14 protein-coding genes and 1 pseudogene are annotated in these 17,800 nt (G+C 59.9%); 13 read left to right on the forward strand and 2 right to left on the reverse strand.

The genetic code is table 11. The features are described 5' to 3' along the window. Positions 1–88: 88 nt before the first annotated feature. Positions 89–1,123, reverse strand: a pseudogene (locus AC1DWM_RS20780) (HAMP domain-containing protein); the annotation flags it as partial. A gap of 282 nt (positions 1,124–1,405) precedes the next feature. Here AC1DWM_RS20780 and AC1DWM_RS20785 point away from each other — a divergent pair. Both AC1DWM_RS20785 and AC1DWM_RS20790 read left to right on the forward strand, forming a co-directional pair. Next, on the forward strand, positions 1,406–1,660 hold the full coding sequence (locus AC1DWM_RS20785) for a hypothetical protein (protein ID WP_059406430.1): 255 nt from the start codon (positions 1,406–1,408) through the stop codon (positions 1,658–1,660). Positions 1,661–1,691: 31 nt separating this feature from the next. Further along, the gene (locus AC1DWM_RS20790; RefSeq protein ID WP_223519875.1) at positions 1,692–2,261 is read left to right on the forward strand and encodes a lipocalin family protein; all 570 of its coding nucleotides are present in this window, start codon (positions 1,692–1,694) and stop codon (positions 2,259–2,261) included. Positions 2,262–2,382: 121 nt separating this feature from the next. Here the strand turns inward: AC1DWM_RS20790 and AC1DWM_RS20795 are convergent, their stop codons facing one another. Beyond that, complete coding sequence (locus AC1DWM_RS20795; RefSeq protein ID WP_223519877.1) at positions 2,383–3,747, reverse strand: formimidoylglutamate deiminase; 1,365 nt, start codon at positions 3,745–3,747, stop codon at positions 2,383–2,385. Between the two features lie 146 nt (positions 3,748–3,893). Between AC1DWM_RS20795 and hutC the strand changes: the two genes are divergently transcribed. From hutC to hutI, 11 genes are all read left to right on the forward strand, one after another. Further along, positions 3,894–4,604, forward strand: a complete 711-nt coding sequence (gene hutC / locus AC1DWM_RS20800) for a histidine utilization repressor (protein WP_154505298.1) — start codon at positions 3,894–3,896, stop codon at positions 4,602–4,604. A 9-nt stretch (positions 4,605–4,613) separates the two neighbouring features. Further along, entirely contained in the window at positions 4,614–5,183 is a 570-nt protein-coding gene (locus AC1DWM_RS20805) for a HutD/Ves family protein (protein ID WP_477796013.1), read from the forward strand. A 459-nt stretch (positions 5,184–5,642) separates the two neighbouring features. Further along, positions 5,643–7,331 carry a urocanate hydratase gene (gene hutU / locus AC1DWM_RS20810; protein ID WP_223519881.1) on the forward strand — a complete coding sequence of 563 codons (1,689 nt, stop codon included), beginning with the start codon at positions 5,643–5,645 and terminating at the stop codon, positions 7,329–7,331. Positions 7,332–7,464: 133 nt separating this feature from the next. Then, complete coding sequence (locus tag AC1DWM_RS20815) at positions 7,465–8,937, forward strand: purine-cytosine permease family protein (protein ID WP_223519883.1); 1,473 nt, start codon at positions 7,465–7,467, stop codon at positions 8,935–8,937. A gap of 69 nt (positions 8,938–9,006) precedes the next feature. Then, positions 9,007–9,975 carry an ABC transporter substrate-binding protein gene (locus AC1DWM_RS20820; RefSeq protein WP_007948994.1) on the forward strand — a complete coding sequence of 323 codons (969 nt, stop codon included), beginning with the start codon at positions 9,007–9,009 and terminating at the stop codon, positions 9,973–9,975. A 70-nt stretch (positions 9,976–10,045) separates the two neighbouring features. Further along, positions 10,046–10,897 carry an ABC transporter permease gene (locus AC1DWM_RS20825; RefSeq protein ID WP_477796014.1) on the forward strand — a complete coding sequence of 284 codons (852 nt, stop codon included), beginning with the start codon at positions 10,046–10,048 and terminating at the stop codon, positions 10,895–10,897. Next, on the forward strand, positions 10,894–11,724 hold the full coding sequence (locus tag AC1DWM_RS20830) for a quaternary amine ABC transporter ATP-binding protein (protein WP_223519888.1): 831 nt from the start codon (positions 10,894–10,896) through the stop codon (positions 11,722–11,724). Before AC1DWM_RS20825 ends, AC1DWM_RS20830 begins: the two co-directional genes overlap by 4 nt. A gap of 142 nt (positions 11,725–11,866) precedes the next feature. Then, positions 11,867–13,390, forward strand: a complete 1,524-nt coding sequence (hutH, locus tag AC1DWM_RS20835) for a histidine ammonia-lyase (RefSeq protein ID WP_477796015.1) — start codon at positions 11,867–11,869, stop codon at positions 13,388–13,390. Positions 13,391–13,524: 134 nt separating this feature from the next. Continuing rightward, on the forward strand, positions 13,525–15,057 hold the full coding sequence (gene hutH, locus AC1DWM_RS20840; RefSeq protein WP_477796016.1) for a histidine ammonia-lyase: 1,533 nt from the start codon (positions 13,525–13,527) through the stop codon (positions 15,055–15,057). 110 nt (positions 15,058–15,167) lie between these two features. After that, on the forward strand, positions 15,168–16,577 hold the full coding sequence (locus AC1DWM_RS20845; protein WP_077432302.1) for an amino acid permease: 1,410 nt from the start codon (positions 15,168–15,170) through the stop codon (positions 16,575–16,577). A 17-nt stretch (positions 16,578–16,594) separates the two neighbouring features. Continuing rightward, positions 16,595–17,800: an imidazolonepropionase gene (hutI, locus tag AC1DWM_RS20850; protein ID WP_477796017.1), complete on the forward strand. Its 1,206-nt coding sequence runs from the start codon at positions 16,595–16,597 to the stop codon at positions 17,798–17,800.

The following is a 17,800-nucleotide window of genomic DNA, read 5'->3' on the forward strand; positions in this document are numbered from 1 at the left end:
AGTTCGATGCGGCAACCACGCGCAACGCGACTTCGTTGACCTGGCCGGTGGCCGAGGCCACTTCCCGAATCGAGGTATGAATACGTTCCACAAAGCGGTTGAACGAAGTGCCCAGGGCGCCGAATTCGTCTTGACCGTGGATGGTCAGGCGTTTGGTCAGGTCACCCTCACCTTCGGCGATGTCATGCATCGCGCGGCCCATGGTTAGCAGCGGCTGCATCAGGACGCTGATCAACATGCCCAGCAAGGCAATGATGATCACCACTGCGATCACCATGGCAATGATCGCCGAGGTGCGGAATTCGCTGAGCATCGAGAACGCGGTGTCCTGATCCAGCACCAGTGCCACGTACCAGTCCGCCGACGGCACGCCGTTGACGTGGGTGAAGGAGATGAACTGGGTTTTGCCGTCGAGCTCGACTTCTTTCATGCCCGGGCTGACTTTCGGTGCGCCGTTCGGGTAGGCGTCTGCCAGGCCCTTGAGCACCAGTTTGCTGTCCGGGTGGATCAGGATCTTGCCGTCGGCACTGACGATGAACGCATGGCCGTGGCCGCCGAAGTTCAGAGAGTTGATGATCGCGCTGACGCTGGACAGGTCGATGTCCGCGCCGGCGACGCCGATCATCTGGCCCTGATACTTCACGGGTGTGGCAACAGTAATTACTGGTTTGCCGGAAGACGCGGCGATGTACGGTTCGGTGACGATGGTCTGTTGCGCACTGTTGGCCGCCTTGTACCAGCCACGGGCACGTGGGTCGTAGTCGGCGGCACGATTGCCCGCCGGGACCGAAAACATCACACCGTCAGTGCCGCCGAAATAGCTCAGCTGGAAGTTGCTGGTGTACGCCGGCAGGTCGATGGCGCGTTTCAGGCTGGCCTGTGCGCTGCCGTCGACGGTGATCTGCTGGGACAACGATTGCAGCAACTGGATGCGGCTTTCCAGCCAGGTCTGGATGTTGTTGGTGGTCAGGCTGCCGAGTACCTGCATCGAGGATTCGGTACTGCTGCGCAAGGTCTGGCGCTGGCGGTAGTCGTTGAACAGGATAAAGCAGGCAAACGCAACGGCGACCACGAGGGCGGCTGCCAGCAGGATCTTGTGGCTGAATTTCATGTTTCTGGTCATTAAGTGCACTACCGCGGAGGGACTTGTCAGCGAGGGAGCGTGAATTGCCACAGTCGAGGGCTTTACGCTCCTTCTATGTCGACTGGCCAGCGCCAAAGATTAGGCGTCTTTTTGCAAAAACTGACGAAATACTCATTGGCTCAGGAAAGTGGCTGATTTTCGAAAAAAGGCAGACGAGCGGCCCTATAAATAGCACGGAGGTCGGGGAACCAGATGGGGGTTTTCTCTTCTAAGGTTCTGCTTGGCAGCCATGCCATTCCCCTTCGTCCCAGGAGTTTCACCATGTCGCTGCGATCTATCGCCTTGCTGTCGTTTTGCGTGTTGTTGGCCGCATGCAGCAAGGTCAATCAGGAAAACTACTCGAAGCTATCGACCGGCATGCCTAAGGCCGAGGTTGAAACGTTGCTGGGTAAGCCTGCTGATTGCTCGGGCGCACTGGGTATGTCCAGTTGCACCTGGGGCGACAAAAACAGCTTTATCAGCGTGCAGTATGCCGGTGACAAAGTATTGATGTTTTCCGGCCAAGGCCTGAAGTAAACCGGGGCGATGCGCCCACGGGAGAAAAATAATGAAGCGGTTATTACTCGTACTTTTTGCCGGCCTGGTATTGGCTGGTTGTGCCACTTCTGGCCCAGATCCGTTGGCGCCGAAAACCGTCAACAGCGTCAACCTCAAGCGTTACCAGGGGACCTGGTATGAGTTGGCTCGCATGCCCATGTATTTCCAGCGCGACTGCGCCCAATCCGAAGCCCATTACACCCTCAAGCCTGACGGTAACATGGCGATATTGAACCGCTGCCTGACGGCGCAATGGCAGTGGGAAGAGGTCAAGGGCACGGCTTATCCACAGGTGCCAGGCAAAGCCGACAAGTTGTGGGTCAAGTTCGATACCTGGCTTTCTCGTCTGATTCCGGGTGTGGCGAAGGGCGAGTACTGGGTGTTGTACGTCAGCGACGACTACAAGACCGCCATTGTTGGCGACCCGAGTCGCAAGTACCTGTGGCTGTTGGCGCGGACCCCGACCGTCAATGGTGTGGTGCGAGAGGAACTGCTGAGCAAGGCGCGTCAGCAGGGTTACGACACCTCGCGGCTGATCTGGCGTGCGTCGGAGACGCAGATGGCCAAGACCTCAAACTAACGGTCACCGAAAACCCAATGTGGGAGTGAGCCTGCTCGCGATAGCGGACTGTCAGTCAACATCATTGTTGAATCTGATGGCCTCATCGCGAGCAGGCTCGCTCCCACAATTGTTTCCGGTGTCAGCCTAAAAGTTCGCGCAGGACTTGGGTGAATGCGCGGTTGCTTTCTTCTTCCCCGGCATGACGCCCGTCGCGCACAACCCACTGGCCATTGACCAGCACATCGCGAACCTGGCGATCGCCGCCGGCAAACAACCAGCGATTCAGAATCCCGTCGCCACTGGCTGTTGCCAGGTACGGATCGTTGCCGTCCAGCACCAGCCAGTCCGCACGCTTGCCCACTTCCAACGCGCCAATCGGCTGACCCAGGGCCTGAGCGCCGCCATCCAGCGCCGCGTCGTACAGCGTGCGGCCGACCATCGGCTGATCCGCGCCATACAACCGATTACGCCGCTGATCGCGCAGACGCTGGCCGTATTCCAGCCAACGCAATTCTTCCACCACGCTCAAGGACACATGGCTGTCGGAACCAATACCCATGCGCCCACCCTGAGCGAGGAAATCCACCGCCGGGAAAATCCCGTCGCCGAGGTTGGCTTCGGTGGTCAGGCACAGACCGGCAATGGCTCGACTCTTGGCCATCAGCGTGACTTCTTCCGCGTTGGCGTGAGTGGCGTGAACCAGGCACCAGCGCTGATCGACCTCAGTGTTTTCGTACAGCCATTGCAGCGGGCGACGACCGCTCCAGGCCAGGCAGTCATCGACTTCTTTCTGCTGCTCGGCAATGTGGATGTGCACTGGGCATTGTTTGTCGCTGGCGGCCAGCACTTCGCTGATTTGCTGTGGCGTGACCGCGCGTAGCGAGTGGAAGCACAAACCCAGCGACTGCGCCGGTTGCCGGGCCAGAATCGGCTGCAAACGCGACTGAAGTTTCAGGTAGTTTTCGGTGCTGTTGATAAAGCGGCGCTGCCCGTCGTTCGGCGTCTGGCCACCGAAACCGGAATGGCTGTAGAGCACCGGTAACAGGGTCAGACCGATACCGGCGGAACTGGCGGCTTGGCTGATGCGCAGCGCCAGTTCGGCCGGGTCTGCGTAAGGCTGGCCGCTGGTGTCGTGGTGCACGTAGTGAAATTCCGCGACCGAGGTATAACCGGCCTTGAGCATTTCGATGTACAGCTGGCGGGCGATGACACCGAGTTGGTCCGGGCTGATTTTTCCGACGAGGCGATACATCAAATCGCGCCAGGTCCAGAAACTGTCATTCGGATTACCCGCCACTTCCGCGAGCCCGGCCATCGCTCGCTGGAAGGCATGGGAGTGCAGATTCGGCATGCCCGGCAGCAGCGGACCGCTTAGCCTTTCGGCGCCATCTGCGTGGGAATCGGCCTGGATATGGGTCAATACGCCCTCGGCGTTGACCTCAAGACGTACATTGTTGGCCCATCCACTAGGCAGTAGCGCGCGTTCGGCAAAGAAGGCGGACATGGTTCAGCACCCCATCGTGTGTTATTTGTATATACATATACAGACGTTTGCCTGCTCGGTAAACTCCGGCAAGCTAGCAACCTCTACTTAATGAACAAGGATTAACCGTGCCGACTCCGCCCCAAGTGTCACCGTTGGCCGCGAACATGGGCGACAGTCCGGCGCCCTTGTACGCCCGTGTCAAACAGATGATCACCCAGCAAATCGACAGTGGAAACTGGCCGCCGCATTACCGCGTGCCTTCGGAAAGCGAACTGGTCAGCCAGCTCGGTTTCAGCCGCATGACCATCAACCGCGCCCTGCGCGAAATGACCGCCGACGGTCTGTTGGTGCGCATGCAGGGCGTGGGTACGTTCGTTGCCGAGCCGAAAAGCCAGTCTGCGCTGTTTGAAGTGCACAACATCGCCGACGAGATTGCTTCTCGTGGTCATCGCCACACCTGCAAGGTGATAACCCTCGAAGAAGAGGCCGCCGGTTCCGAGCGCGCCCTGGCATTGGATATGCGCGAAGGGCAGAGGGTTTTCCACTCGCTGATCGTGCACTTCGAAAACGATATCCCGGTGCAAATCGAAGACCGTTTCGTCAACGCGCTGGTAGCCCCGGACTACCTCAAGCAAGACTTCACCCTGCAAACGCCTTACGCCTACCTGAACCAGGTAGCGCCGCTGACCGAAGGCGAGCACGTGGTCGAGGCGATTCTGGCCGAGGCGTCCGAGTGCAAGCTGTTGCAGATTGAAAAGGGCGAGCCGTGCCTGCTGATTCGCCGCCGCACCTGGTCCGGTCGTCAGCCAGTGACCGCCGCCCGTTTGATCCACCCCGGTTCCCGTCATCGTCTGGAAGGACGGTTCCATAAATAGAGAGCATAAATGAATGGTTTGAAGGTTTTACGCGCTATCGATTACCCGCGCATGCCGTGGAAAAACGGCGGTGGCAGCACTGAAGAAATTACCCGCGACGCAGGCGTCGGCCTTGATGGTTTCGGCTGGCGCCTATCGATTGCCGACATCGGCGAGTCGGGCGGTTTTTCGACGTTCACCGGTTATGAGCGCGTCATCACCGTGCTGCAAGGTGACGGCATGATCCTGCGGGTGGATGGTCAGGACACGCATCCACTGTTACCGCTGACCCCGTTTGCTTTCAGCGGTGAGAGCGAGGTGTCGTGCACCCTGCTCGGCGGGCCGATCCGCGATTTCAACCTGATTTACGCGCCGCAGCGTTATAGCGCGCGGTTGCAGTGGCTGACAGGCGAGCAGCGGTTTTTCAGTTCAGCGGGCACGGTGTTGGTGTTCAGCGTGAGTGAAACGCTGAAAGTGCAGGTCGGTAACAGCACCCAGCAACTGGGTCGCCATGATTGCCTGCAACTCGACGCAAACGCCGGGTTGCTGGAAGTCGCCGTTGACAACACATGCTGCATCATCGAATTAACTGCAAACTGATTTCCCTGTAGGAGCCCGGCTTGCCGGCGATGGCGATCCGATGGACGCTATCGCCGGCAAGCCGGACTCCTATCAAAAGCGATTCACCCCGCCTCAAATCCGCTACTCATACTGTTCCCCTTCGCGCACCAATTTGTTACCGAACGCCCCAGCGTGGCGCAAAACCACGCTCAGGTAACAGTCGTTCCCCCTTACGCAAAATCCCCCAGAAAAATTTCATCCCCCTCAAAACCCTTGATTTACAGGCTTTCCCGTCTCAAAAAAACTTTTCTTGAACACTCATCCAACAAGTTGGCCGCTTGATTGCATATGCTTGTATGTACAAGTAAAGACGTATGCGTATGAGTCGACCGAGACTCTCCGCAGCGTCCACTGATTCGCTTGTGGCGCGACGATGCGCACAGGCTGGCTTGCCCACCGCCCGGGTTGGTTTGAATTGATCGCTGAGGAGTCTTTTTCGTGACTGACAATACCCAGAAACCTACCAAGTTTCGTGACGTAGAAATTCGTGCCGCTCGCGGTAACAAGCTGACCGCCAAAAGCTGGCTGACCGAAGCGCCACTGCGCATGCTGATGAACAACCTCGACCCGGAAGTCGCCGAGAACCCTAAAGAGCTGGTGGTTTACGGTGGCATTGGTCGTGCGGCACGTAACTGGGAATGCTACGACAAGATCGTCGAAAGCCTGACCAACCTGAACGACGACGAGACGCTGCTGGTGCAATCCGGCAAGCCGGTCGGCGTGTTCAAGACCCACAGCAACGCACCGCGCGTGCTGATCGCCAACTCCAACCTGGTTCCACACTGGGCGAGCTGGGAACACTTCAACGAACTCGACGCCAAAGGCCTGGCCATGTACGGCCAGATGACCGCCGGCAGCTGGATCTACATCGGCAGCCAGGGCATCGTCCAGGGCACCTACGAAACCTTCGTCGAAGCCGGTCGCCAACACTACAACGATGACCTGAAAGGTCGTTGGGTCCTGACCGCAGGCCTCGGCGGCATGGGTGGCGCTCAGCCTCTGGCCGCAACTCTGGCCGGTGCCTGCTCGCTGAACATTGAATGCCAACAGGTGAGCATCGATTTTCGCCTGAACAGCCGCTACGTCGACGAGCAAGCCACTGACCTCGACGACGCTTTGGCCCGCATCGCCAAATACACCAAAGAAGGCAAGGCGATTTCCATCGCTCTGTTGGGTAACGCGGCAGAAATCCTGCCGGAACTGGTTCGTCGTGGCGTGCGCCCGGACATGGTCACCGACCAGACCAGCGCCCACGACCCGCTCAACGGTTACCTGCCAGCCGGCTGGACCTGGGAAGAGTACCGCGCTCGCGCCAAGACCGAGCCGGCTGCCGTGGTCAAAGCCGCCAAGCAATCGATGGCCGTACACGTTAAAGCGATGCTGGATTTCCAGAAAATGGGCATCCCGACCTTCGACTACGGCAACAACATCCGTCAGATGGCCCAGGAAGAAGGCGTGGAAAACGCATTCGACTTCCCAGGCTTCGTACCGGCTTACATCCGTCCTCTGTTCTGCCGTGGCATCGGTCCATTCCGTTGGGCTGCACTGTCGGGCAACGCCGAAGACATCTACAAGACCGACGCCAAGGTCAAAGAACTGATCCCGGACGACGCCCACCTGCACAACTGGCTGGACATGGCCCGCGAGCGCATCAGCTTCCAGGGTCTGCCGGCGCGTATTTGCTGGGTAGGTCTGGGCCTGCGTGCCAAGCTCGGTCTGGCGTTCAACGAAATGGTGCGTAGCGGCGAACTGTCGGCACCGATCGTGATCGGTCGTGACCACCTGGACTCCGGTTCGGTAGCCAGCCCGAACCGCGAAACCGAATCGATGCAGGACGGTTCCGACGCTGTGTCCGACTGGCCACTGCTCAACGCCCTGCTCAACACTGCGAGCGGCGCGACCTGGGTTTCCCTGCACCACGGCGGCGGTGTCGGCATGGGCTTCTCCCAGCACTCGGGCATGGTGATTGTCTGCGACGGTACGGACGAAGCGGCCGAGCGAATTGCTCGCGTCCTGCACAACGACCCGGCGACCGGCGTAATGCGTCACGCCGATGCCGGTTACCAGATCGCCATCGACTGCGCCAAGGAACAAGGGCTGAACCTGCCGATGATCACCGGCAAATAACGCAAAACCTGTAGGAGCAAAGCTTGCTCGCGATGAACGATAACGCGGTGTATCAGATACGCCGCCATCGCGAGCAAGCTCGGCTCCTACAGGGATTGAGTGAACCCAAATAACAATCCACAGAGGTTGAACCATGGCTGTTAACAGCGATCGTGCAGGCAGTAAACCGTTGATCGAGAAACGTTCGATCGACTACATCCCGGAAGCGGAGAGACACGGTCGTCTGTTGAGCCAGTTCACCCTGTGGATGGGTGCCAACCTGCAAATCACCGCGATTGTCACCGGGGCCTTGGCCGTGGTGCTGGGTGGTGATGTGTTCTGGTCGTTGATCGGTCTGTTGATCGGTCAATTGCTGGGCGGTGGCGTGATGGCGCTGCACGCGGCGCAAGGGCCGAAGCTTGGCCTGCCACAGATGATTTCCAGTCGTGTGCAATTCGGCGTTTATGGCGCGGCCATCCCGATCGTGCTGGTCTGCTTGATGTACCTCGGTTTCACCGCAACGGGCACCGTACTTTCCGGCCAGGCGCTGGGCCAGTTGTTTGGCGTCAGCGACACCGTCGGTATCCTCCTTTTCGCCAGTGTCATCGTGCTGGTCACGGTGCTCGGTTATCGGGTGATCCATTGGATCGGCCGTGTTGCCAGTGTCATTGGCGTGATTGCCTTTGTTTATCTGTTCAGCCGTCTGATGAACCAGGTTGACGTTGGCGCACTGTTGCAAATCCGCCACTTCAGCTGGAGCAGTTTCCTGCTCGCGGTGTCGCTCGCGGCATCCTGGCAGATCGCCTTCGGCCCTTATGTGGCTGACTATTCTCGCTACCTGCCGAGCAAGATTTCCTCGGTGAAAACTTTTTTTGCCGCAGGCGCAGGTTCGGTCATTGGTGCACAGGTGGCGATGGTCCTCGGCGTGTTCGCTGCCGCTTCGGCCAACGGGCAATACGCCGGCCACGAAGTGGCCTACATCGTTGGTCTGGGTGGTACCGGTGCCACCGCTGCGCTGCTGTACTTCAGCATCGCGTTCGGCAAGGTCACCATTTCCACGCTGAATTCGTACGGCAGCTTCATGTGCATCGCGACCATCATCAGCGGCTTCCGTGGTGACCTGAAGGTCACGCGCTTGCAGCGTCTGGTCTTCGTGCTGGTCATCGTCGGTGCTGCGACCCTGATGGCGTTGCTCGGTCAGCACTCGTTCCTTGGTGCATTCAAGTCCTTCATCCTGTTCCTGCTGGCGTTCTTTACGCCATGGAGCGCGATCAACCTGGTGGACTACTACTGCATCACCCGCGAGCGCTATGACGTGCCGGCGCTGGCCGATCCGAACGGTCGCTACGGCCGTTGGAACGCCCTCGGTATCAGCGTTTATGTCTTTGGTGTGCTGGTGCAACTGCCATTCATCTCTACCAAGTTCTATACCGGTCCGCTGGTGGACGCCCTGGGTGGTGTGGATATTTCCTGGATCATCGGTCTGGTGCTTCCAGCAGGCCTGTATTACGTGTGTGCGAAAAAATGGCACGGCACAGTGCCCGATCAACTGATTCTGCCGGTCGAGCAGGACAGCGTTGTACAACCTAAAACAAGCGGGACCGGTCGCGTTGCGACGCAGGCCTGATTGGACGTGGACAGGGCTGGATGCCTCTTGACTGCCGTAAGCCAATTCATGATTAGGAGCGTCACAACAATGAAATCGAACAAGACCCTGCTGACCACATTGCTTTCCATGGGCCTGCTCGCCAGTGCCGGCGCCACTCAGGCTGCCGGTTGGTGCGAGTCGGGCAAACCGGTGAAATTTGCCGGCCTGAACTGGGAAAGCGCCATGCTCCTGACCGACGTGATGCAAGTCGTGTTGGAGAAAGGCTACGACTGCAAGACCGACAGCCTGCCGGGCAACTCCATCACCATGGAAAACGCCCTGAGCAGCAACGATATTCAAGTGTTTGCCGAAGAGTGGGTCGGCCGCAGTGAAGTCTGGAACAAGGCTGAGAAGGCCGGCAAAGTGGTTGGTGTCGGCGCTCCTGTCGTGGGCGCGGTAGAAGGTTGGTATGTGCCACGTTATGTGGTCGAAGGCGACGCCAAACGCAAGTTGGAGCCTAAAGCCCCGGACCTGAAAGCCATTGCTGATCTGGGCAAATACGCCTCCGTGTTCAAGGACCAGGAAGAGCCTTCCAAGGGCCGTTTCTACAACTGCCCGGCTGGCTGGACTTGCGAGCTGGATAACAGCGAAATGCTGAAGAGCTACGGCCTGGAAAGCACCTACACCAACTTCCGCCCAGGCACCGGCCCGGCGCTGGATGCCGCCGTACTCTCGAGCTACAAGCGTGGCGAGCCGATCCTGTTCTACTACTGGTCGCCAACCCCGCTGATGGGCCAGGTTGACCTGGTCAAGCTCGAAGAGAAACCAGGCGTGAACAAGACTGTGGATATCAAGGTCGGCCTGTCCAAGACGTTCCACGACGAAGCCCCGGAACTGGTGGCCGTGCTGGAAAAGGTCAACGTGCCGATTGACATCCTCAACCAGAACCTCGGGCGCATGACCAAAGAGCGGATCGAGTCGCCAAAACTGGCCAAGATCTTCTTGAAGGAACATCCTGAAGTCTGGCACGCGTGGGTGAGCGAAGACGCAGCCAAGAAAATCGACGCGGCCTTGTAGGTTGGGCCTCTCCGACTGTCGGCAACGGCAGTCGGACGCTTGATCGCAACCCCTTGATTGAGAGTCTCTTATGTTTCCCGAAAGCTTTACCTTTTCCATCGCCGACTGGGTCAACAGTTGGGTCGATACGCTGGTCACCAACTACGGCGACGTGTTCCGGCAGATCTCTGACACGCTGCTGTGGGCCATCGTCAATCTTGAAGGGCTGCTGCGCGCGGCGCCCTGGTGGCTGATGCTGGCCATCGTCGCGGGCGTTGCCTGGCACGCGACCCGCAAAGTCGTGACCACGAGTGTGATTGTCGGCTTGTTGTTCCTGGTGGGCGCGGTCGGCCTCTGGGACAAGTTGATGCAAACCCTGGCGCTGATGATGGTCGCGACGATCATTTCGGTGCTGATCGGCATTCCGCTAGGCATTCTCTCGGCACGCAGCAATCGCCTGCGTTCGGTGCTGATGCCGATGCTGGATATCATGCAGACCATGCCGAGCTTCGTGTACCTGATTCCGGTGCTGATGCTGTTCGGTCTGGGCAAGGTGCCGGCGATTTTCGCCACTGTGATTTATGCCGCACCGCCGCTGATTCGCTTGACCGATCTGGGCATTCGCCAAGTTGACGGGGAAGTGATGGAAGCGATCAACGCCTTCGGTGCCAACCGCTGGCAGCAACTGTTTGGCGTGCAACTGCCCCTGGCCCTGCCGAGCATCATGGCCGGGATCAACCAGACCACCATGATGGCGCTGTCGATGGTAGTGATTGCCTCGATGATCGGTGCTCGTGGCTTGGGTGAAGACGTACTGGTGGGGATTCAGACCCTCAACGTCGGACGTGGCCTGGAAGCCGGTCTGGCGATCGTGATTCTGGCTGTGGTGATCGACCGCATTACACAGGCGTACGGTCGGGCACGGCATGAGGTGAGCAAATGAACAACGCGACCGTGAGCAAGATCGAAGTCAAAAACGTCTTCAAGATTTTCGGCAACCGTTCCAAGGATGCACTGGCGATGATTGGCCAGGGCAAAACCAAAGATCAGGTGCTGGCCGAAACCGGCTGTGTGGTCGGCGTGAACGATTTGTCCCTGAGCATCGGCACTGGCGAGATCTTCGTGATCATGGGCCTGTCGGGTTCGGGTAAATCGACCCTGGTGCGCCACTTCAACCGCCTGATCGACCCGACCAGCGGCGCGATCCTGGTGGACGGCGTGGACATCCTGCAATACGACATGGAAGCCCTGCGCGAATTTCGCCGGCACCGGATCAGCATGGTGTTCCAGAGCTTCGGCCTGCTGCCGCACAAGACCGTGGTGGATAACGTTGCCTACGGCCTGAAAGTGCGCGGCGAGAGCAAGCAAATGTGTTCCGAGCGTGCGTTGCACTGGATCAACACCGTGGGCCTCAAGGGCTACGAAAACAAATACCCGCATCAGCTTTCGGGTGGCATGCGTCAGCGTGTGGGCCTGGCCCGCGCCTTGGCGGCGGACACTGACATCATCTTGATGGACGAAGCGTTCAGCGCCCTTGACCCGTTGATCCGTGCCGAGATGCAGGACCAGTTGCTGGAGCTGCAAAAGACCCTGCACAAGACCATCGTCTTCATCACCCACGACCTCGACGAGGCCGTGCGCATCGGCAATCGCATTGCGATTCTCAAGGACGGCCGCCTGATTCAGGTCGGCACCCCGCGAGAGATCCTGCATTCGCCGGCGGATGAGTATGTCGACCGGTTTGTGCAGCGTCGGGCGGCGGTGGTTTAACAGGTTTGTGTCGGCTGTGCCGGCCCCATCGCGGGCAAGCCATGCTCCTACAGGTTCGGAAGTAATCTGTAGGAGCAAAGCTTGCTCGCGATAGCGTCGGTGAAGCGGCAACAAAATTCAGGTTTGTACGCAGAGGTCAAAGATGTCCCAGGCTGAAAAAATCGTTATCGCCGATGCACTCGTGCGTTGGCAGGATGTGGTGGCCGTCGCTCGTCATGGCGCACAGCTTGAGCTGTCGGCGCCGGTCTGGGCACGTATTGAAAACGCCCAGGGCATCGTCCAGCGCATCGTCACCAGCGGCGAGCGCGCCTACGGCATCAACACCGGGCTGGGCGCGTTGTGCAACGTCTCCCTGCAAGATGAACAACTCAGCCAGTTGTCGCGCAACACGCTTCTCAGCCACGCCTGTGGCGTGGGTGCACCGCTGACCAACGAACAGACTCGCGCGATCATGTGCGCCGCCGTCGTCAACTACAGCCACGGCAAATCCGGCCTGCACCGCCAAGTGGTCGAAGCCTTGCTGGCGTTGCTCAACCGTGGCATCACCCCGCAAGTGCCGTCCCAGGGTTCTGTCGGCTACCTGACGCACATGGCGCACATCGGCATTGCGCTGCTGGGTGTCGGCAATGTCAGCTATCGCGGGCAAATCGTTTCCGCTCAGCGAGCCTTGGCCGAAGAAGGCCTGCAACCGGTCAAGCTCGGCGCCAAGGACGGTTTGTGCCTGGTCAACGGCACACCGTGCATGACCGGCCTCAGCTGCCTGGCGATTGCCGACGCCGCGCATTTGCTGCAGTGGGCCGACGTGATCGGCGCCATGAGTTTCGAAGCCCAGCGCGGTCAGATCGATGCGTTCGACGCCGAAATCATCGCGCTCAAGCCGCACCCGGGCATGCAGCAAGTCGGGATCAATTTGCGCGCGGTGCTCGATGGCAGTGAAGTGATCGCCAGCAGCAAAGGCATTCGCACCCAGGACGCCTTGAGCATTCGCTCGATCCCGCAGGTCCACGGCGCTGCCCGTGACCAGCTGGTTCACGCGACCAGACAGATTGAAAACGAACTCAACGGCGCCACCGACAACCCATTGGTGCTGGGCACGCCGGAGAACTACCGCGTCGTTTCCCAGGCCAACCCGCACGGTCAATCCGTAGCAATGGCGGCGGACCTGCTGGCCATCGCCATGGCCGAAATCGGCTCCATCGCCGAGCGGCGCCTCGACAGGTTGATCAACCCCCACGTCAGCGGACTGCCGGCGTTTCTGGTGGCCAATCCGGGCGTCAACTCCGGGATGATGATCGTCCAGTACGTCGCCGCTTCCCTGTGCGCGGAAAACCGTCAATTGGCGCAACCGGCCGTGCTCGACAACTACGTCACGTCCGGCTTGCAGGAAGACCACTTGAGCATGGGCACCAACGCCGCGCTGAAGCTGCATCGTGCCTTGGAAAACTGCACGCAGATCCTCGCCATCGAGTACCTGCTGGCATCTCAGGCATTCGAGTTCCTCAAAGAACAGCGCTTCGGCGCTGGCACCGATGCGGCGTGGCGTCTGCTGCGTGAGCGCGTTCCTGCCTACGATCAGGATCGCTGGCTGGCACCGGACATCGCTGCGGCCGCCGCTGTATTGAAAGAACAGAATTTGCTGCACAACGCTGTACCGAACCTGAACTGACTTCCAATAAAAACCAGCGTGCCAAGGCGCCAGCCCCCTCATGAAGGGGGAGGCGACGGACAACGGATATTTCCGGAGCGTCTGGTCTGCCTCTCTAAACAGAGAGCATTAACAACTCTCAAAAGGAGCACAAAATGACTGCGCTAAACCTGATTCCCGGCCAACTGAGCCTCGCCCAACTGCGTGATGTCTATCAGCAGCCGGTGAAACTGACCCTCGACCACAGCGCCTCGGCACAGATTGAAGCCAGCGTTGCCTGCGTGGAACAGATCCTCGCCGAGAATCGCACCGCCTACGGCATCAACACCGGTTTCGGCCTGCTGGCCTCGACCCGCATCGCCAGCGAAGACCTGGAAAACCTCCAGCGCTCGCTGGTTCTGTCTCACGCCGCCGGTGTCGGCGAGCCGATCAGCGACGCCTTGGTGCGCCTGGTCATGGTGCTCAAGGTCAACAGCCTGAGCCGTGGTTTCTCCGGTATTCGTCGCGTGGTCATCGACGCGCTGATCGCGCTGATCAACGCCGAGGTCTACCCGCACATCCCGTTGAAAGGCTCGGTCGGTGCTTCCGGTGACCTGGCACCGTTGGCCCATATGTCGCTGGTGCTGCTGGGTGAAGGCAAGGCCCGCTACAAAGGCGAGTGGATGGAAGCCACCGAAGCGCTGAAAATCGCCGGTCTGACCCCGCTGACCCTGGCCGCAAAAGAAGGCCTGGCGCTGCTCAACGGCACTCAGGTGTCGACCGCTTACGCGCTGCGCGGTTTGTTTGAAGGCGAAGACCTGTTCGCTGGCGCTGTTGCGCTGGGCGCGTTGACCGTTGAAGCGGTATTGGGCTCGCGCTCGCCGTTCGATGCACGCATCCACGCCGCCCGTGGCCAGAAAGGCCAGATCGACGCCGCTGCCGCTTACCGCGACCTGCTGGGCGAGCGCAGTGAAGTGTCTGACTCGCACGAAAACTGCGAAAAGGTCCAGGACCCGTACTCTCTGCGCTGCCAGCCACAAGTCATGGGCGCTTGCCTGACTCAGTTCCGTCAGGCCGCCGAAGTGTTGGAGGTCGAAGCCAACGCCGTCTCCGATAACCCGCTGGTGTTCGCCGCTGAAGGCGACGTGATTTCCGGCGGTAACTTCCACGCCGAACCAGTGGCCATGGCGGCTGACAACATGGCGCTGGCCATCGCTGAAATCGGTTCCCTGAGCGAACGCCGCATCTCGCTGATGATGGACAAGCACATGTCGCAACTGCCGCCGTTCCTGGTGGCCAACGGTGGCGTGAACTCCGGTTTCATGATCGCTCAGGTGACTGCAGCGGCACTGGCCAGCGAGAACAAGGCCCTGGCGCACCCGCATTCGGTGGACAGCCTGCCGACCTCGGCGAACCAGGAAGACCACGTGTCCATGGCCCCGGCGGCGGGCAAGCGCCTGTGGGAAATGGCGGAAAACACTCGCGGTGTTCTGGCCGTGGAATGGTTGGCGGCGGCTCAGGGCCTGGACTTGCGTGAAGGCCTGAAGAGCTCGGCAAAACTGGAAAAGGCTCGCGCCATCCTGCGTAACGAAGTGCCGTTTTATGAGAAGGACCGCTTCTTTGCTCCGGACATCAATGCGGCGACTGAATTGTTGGCCTCGCGTTGCCTGAACGAGCTGGTGATGGCGAAGTTGCTGCCTAGCCTCTAAGGGCGCCTTCGCTGGCAAGCCAGCTCCTACAGTGGATCGCATGAACCCTGTAGGAGCCGGCTTGCCGGCGATTCGATTTTGCGTCGAATAAGAATAATTAAGGACGAGAAATGCAACAGCCAGCAAAAGGTTTGAAACGCGGGCTTTCTGCCCGACATATTCGCTTCATGGCGCTGGGGTCGGCGATCGGCACCGGGCTGTTTTACGGTTCTGCCTCGGCCATTCAAATGGCCGGGCCCGCGGTATTGCTCGCCTACCTGATCGGTGGCGCAGCGGTGTTCATGGTCATGCGCGCCCTCGGTGAGATGGCGGTGCACAACCCGGTGGCCGGCTCTTTCGGTCAGTACGCCAGCACCTATCTGGGGCCGATGGCGGGCTTCATCCTCGGTTGGACCTACGCGTTCGAAATGGTCATCGTCGGCATGGCCGACGTCACCGCGTTCGGTATTTACATGGGCTTCTGGTTCCCGGAAGTCTCCCGCTGGATCTGGGTGCTGGGCATCGTTTCGGTGGTCGGCGGCTTGAACCTGTGCAACGTCAAGGTCTTCGGTGAAATGGAGTTCTGGCTGTCACTGCTCAAGGTCGCAGCCATCGTCGCGATGATTCTGGGTGGCTTCGGCATCATGCTGTTCGGCATCAGCACGGCCCCCGGCGCCCAAGCGACCGATATCAGCAACCTCTGGAGCCATGGCGGTTTCATGCCCAATGGCGTGGGTGGTCTGATCGCCTCGTTCGCGGTGGTGATGTTCGCATTCGGCGGGATTGAAATCATCGGCGTGACCGCCGGTGAGGCCAAAGATCCGCAGCATGTGCTGCCTAGAGCGATCAATGCCGTACCGTTGCGTATTTTGCTGTTCTACGTGCTGACCATGTTCGTACTGATGTCGATCTTTCCATGGCAGCAGATCGGCAGCCAGGGCAGTCCGTTCGTGCAGATTTTCGACAATCTGGGCATCAGCTCGGCGGCGACCATCCTCAATATCGTGGTGATCTCGGCGGCGATCTCGGCCATCAACAGCGACATCTTCGGCGCTGGCCGCATGATGTACGGTCTGGCCCAGCAAGGGCACGCACCTAAGGGCTTCGCCCGTTTGTCGCGTAATGGCGTGCCATGGATGACCGTGGTGGTGATGAGTGCCGCGCTGCTGCTGGGTGTGCTGTTGAACTACCTGATTCCGGAAAACGTGTTTCTGTTGATCGCCTCCATCGCGACCTTTGCCACGGTATGGGTCTGGCTGATGATTCTGTGTACCCAGGTGGCCATGCGTCGTTCCATGAGTGCCGAGCAGGTCGCACAACTGAAGTTCCCTGTACCGTTCTGGCCCTATGCGCCGATGGCGGCGATTGCCTTCATGCTGTTCATTTTCGGCGTGCTGGGTTATTTCCCGGACACCCAGGCGGCGCTGATCGTCGGTGTGGTCTGGATCGTGCTGCTGGTGCTGGCCTACCTGACGTGGGTGAAACCGGCGGCGGGCCAGGCGGCACTGGTAGAGCAGGAACCTTCTTTTTCACATCAATAACCTAACGGAGGCCACGGATGAAAACTCTCTGGCAACACTGCCACGTCGCAACCATGGCACAAGGCGTCTACTCGATCATCGAGGACGCGGCCATCGTGACGTCAGGTGCGCTCATTGAGTGGATCGGCCCGCGCGCTGACCTGCCGACGGGTGAATACCCGGCCGTCAACGATTTGCAAGGGGCCTGGGTAACGCCGGGCCTGATCGACTGCCACACCCACACGGTGTTTGGCGGTAACCGCAGCGGCGAATTCGAACAGCGCCTGCAAGGCGTCAGCTACGCGGAAATCGCCGCGGCCGGTGGCGGCATCGCCAGCACCGTGCGCGCCACCCGCGCGGCGACCGAAGACGAACTGTTCGCCAGCGCCGCCAAACGTCTGAAAAGCCTGATGCGCGACGGCGTGACCACGGTCGAAATGAAGTCCGGCTACGGCCTCGACCTGGCCAGCGAGCGCAAGATCCTGCGGGTTATTCGTCGTCTCGGCGCCGAACTGCCGGTGAGCGTGCGCAGCACGTGCCTGGCCGCCCACGCCTTGCCGCCGGAATACGCCGATCGTGCCGACGACTACATCGATCACATCTGCGCCGAGATGCTCCCGGCTCTGGCCGCCGAAGGGTTGGTGGATGCGGTGGACGCCTTCTGCGAATACCTGGCGTTCTCGCCGGCGCAGGTCGAGCGTGTGTTCATCACCGCACAGGAACTCGGATTGCCGGTGAAGCTGCACGCCGAGCAACTGTCGTCATTGCACGGTTCGAGCCTGGCGGCGCGTTATCACGCACTGTCGGCGGATCACCTGGAGTTCATGACCGAGGACGACGCCATCGCCATGGCCAAGTCCGGAACCGTCGCAGTGCTACTGCCGGGTGCGTTCTACTTCCTGCGTGAAACCCAATTGCCGCCGATGGATGCGCTGCGCAAACACGGCGTGAAAATCGCCATCGCCAGCGACCTCAACCCCGGCACCTCGCCAGCGCTGTCGTTGCGCTTGATGCTGAACATGGCTTGCACCTGTTTCCGCATGACCCCGGAAGAAGCCTTGGCTGGCGCGACCCTTCATGCCGCCACTGCACTGGGCTTGGCCGACACCCACGGTTCGCTGGAAGCCGGCAAGGTCGCGGATTTTGTCGCCTGGCAAATTGATCGTCCGGCCGACCTGTCGTACTGGCTGGGCGGTGACCTGGAAAAACGCGTCGTGCGTCACGGCGTCGAGACAAGCGTTTAG

This window comes from Pseudomonas sp. P4_C8, from assembly GCF_056401975.1.

Excerpts from the sequence above, each read along its gene's own strand:
- AC1DWM_RS20785 (WP_059406430.1), top strand. The coding sequence starts at position 1,406 with ATGTCGCTGCGATCTATCGCCTTGCTGTCGTTTTGCGTGTTGTTGGCC.
- AC1DWM_RS20790 (WP_223519875.1), top strand. The coding sequence starts at position 1,692 with ATGAAGCGGTTATTACTCGTACTTTTTGCCGGCCTGGTATTGGCTGGT.
- AC1DWM_RS20795 (WP_223519877.1), bottom strand. The coding sequence starts at position 3,747 with ATGTCCGCCTTCTTTGCCGAACGCGCGCTACTGCCTAGTGGATGGGCC.
- hutC (WP_154505298.1), top strand. The coding sequence starts at position 3,894 with ATGGGCGACAGTCCGGCGCCCTTGTACGCCCGTGTCAAACAGATGATC.
- AC1DWM_RS20805 (WP_477796013.1), top strand. The coding sequence starts at position 4,614 with ATGAATGGTTTGAAGGTTTTACGCGCTATCGATTACCCGCGCATGCCG.
- AC1DWM_RS20815 (WP_223519883.1), top strand. The coding sequence starts at position 7,465 with ATGGCTGTTAACAGCGATCGTGCAGGCAGTAAACCGTTGATCGAGAAA.
- AC1DWM_RS20820 (WP_007948994.1), top strand. The coding sequence starts at position 9,007 with ATGAAATCGAACAAGACCCTGCTGACCACATTGCTTTCCATGGGCCTG.
- AC1DWM_RS20825 (WP_477796014.1), top strand. The coding sequence starts at position 10,046 with ATGTTTCCCGAAAGCTTTACCTTTTCCATCGCCGACTGGGTCAACAGT.
- AC1DWM_RS20830 (WP_223519888.1), top strand. The coding sequence starts at position 10,894 with ATGAACAACGCGACCGTGAGCAAGATCGAAGTCAAAAACGTCTTCAAG.
- hutH (WP_477796015.1), top strand. The coding sequence starts at position 11,867 with ATGTCCCAGGCTGAAAAAATCGTTATCGCCGATGCACTCGTGCGTTGG.
- hutH (WP_477796016.1), top strand. The coding sequence starts at position 13,525 with ATGACTGCGCTAAACCTGATTCCCGGCCAACTGAGCCTCGCCCAACTG.
- AC1DWM_RS20845 (WP_077432302.1), top strand. The coding sequence starts at position 15,168 with ATGCAACAGCCAGCAAAAGGTTTGAAACGCGGGCTTTCTGCCCGACAT.
- hutI (WP_477796017.1), top strand. The coding sequence starts at position 16,595 with ATGAAAACTCTCTGGCAACACTGCCACGTCGCAACCATGGCACAAGGC.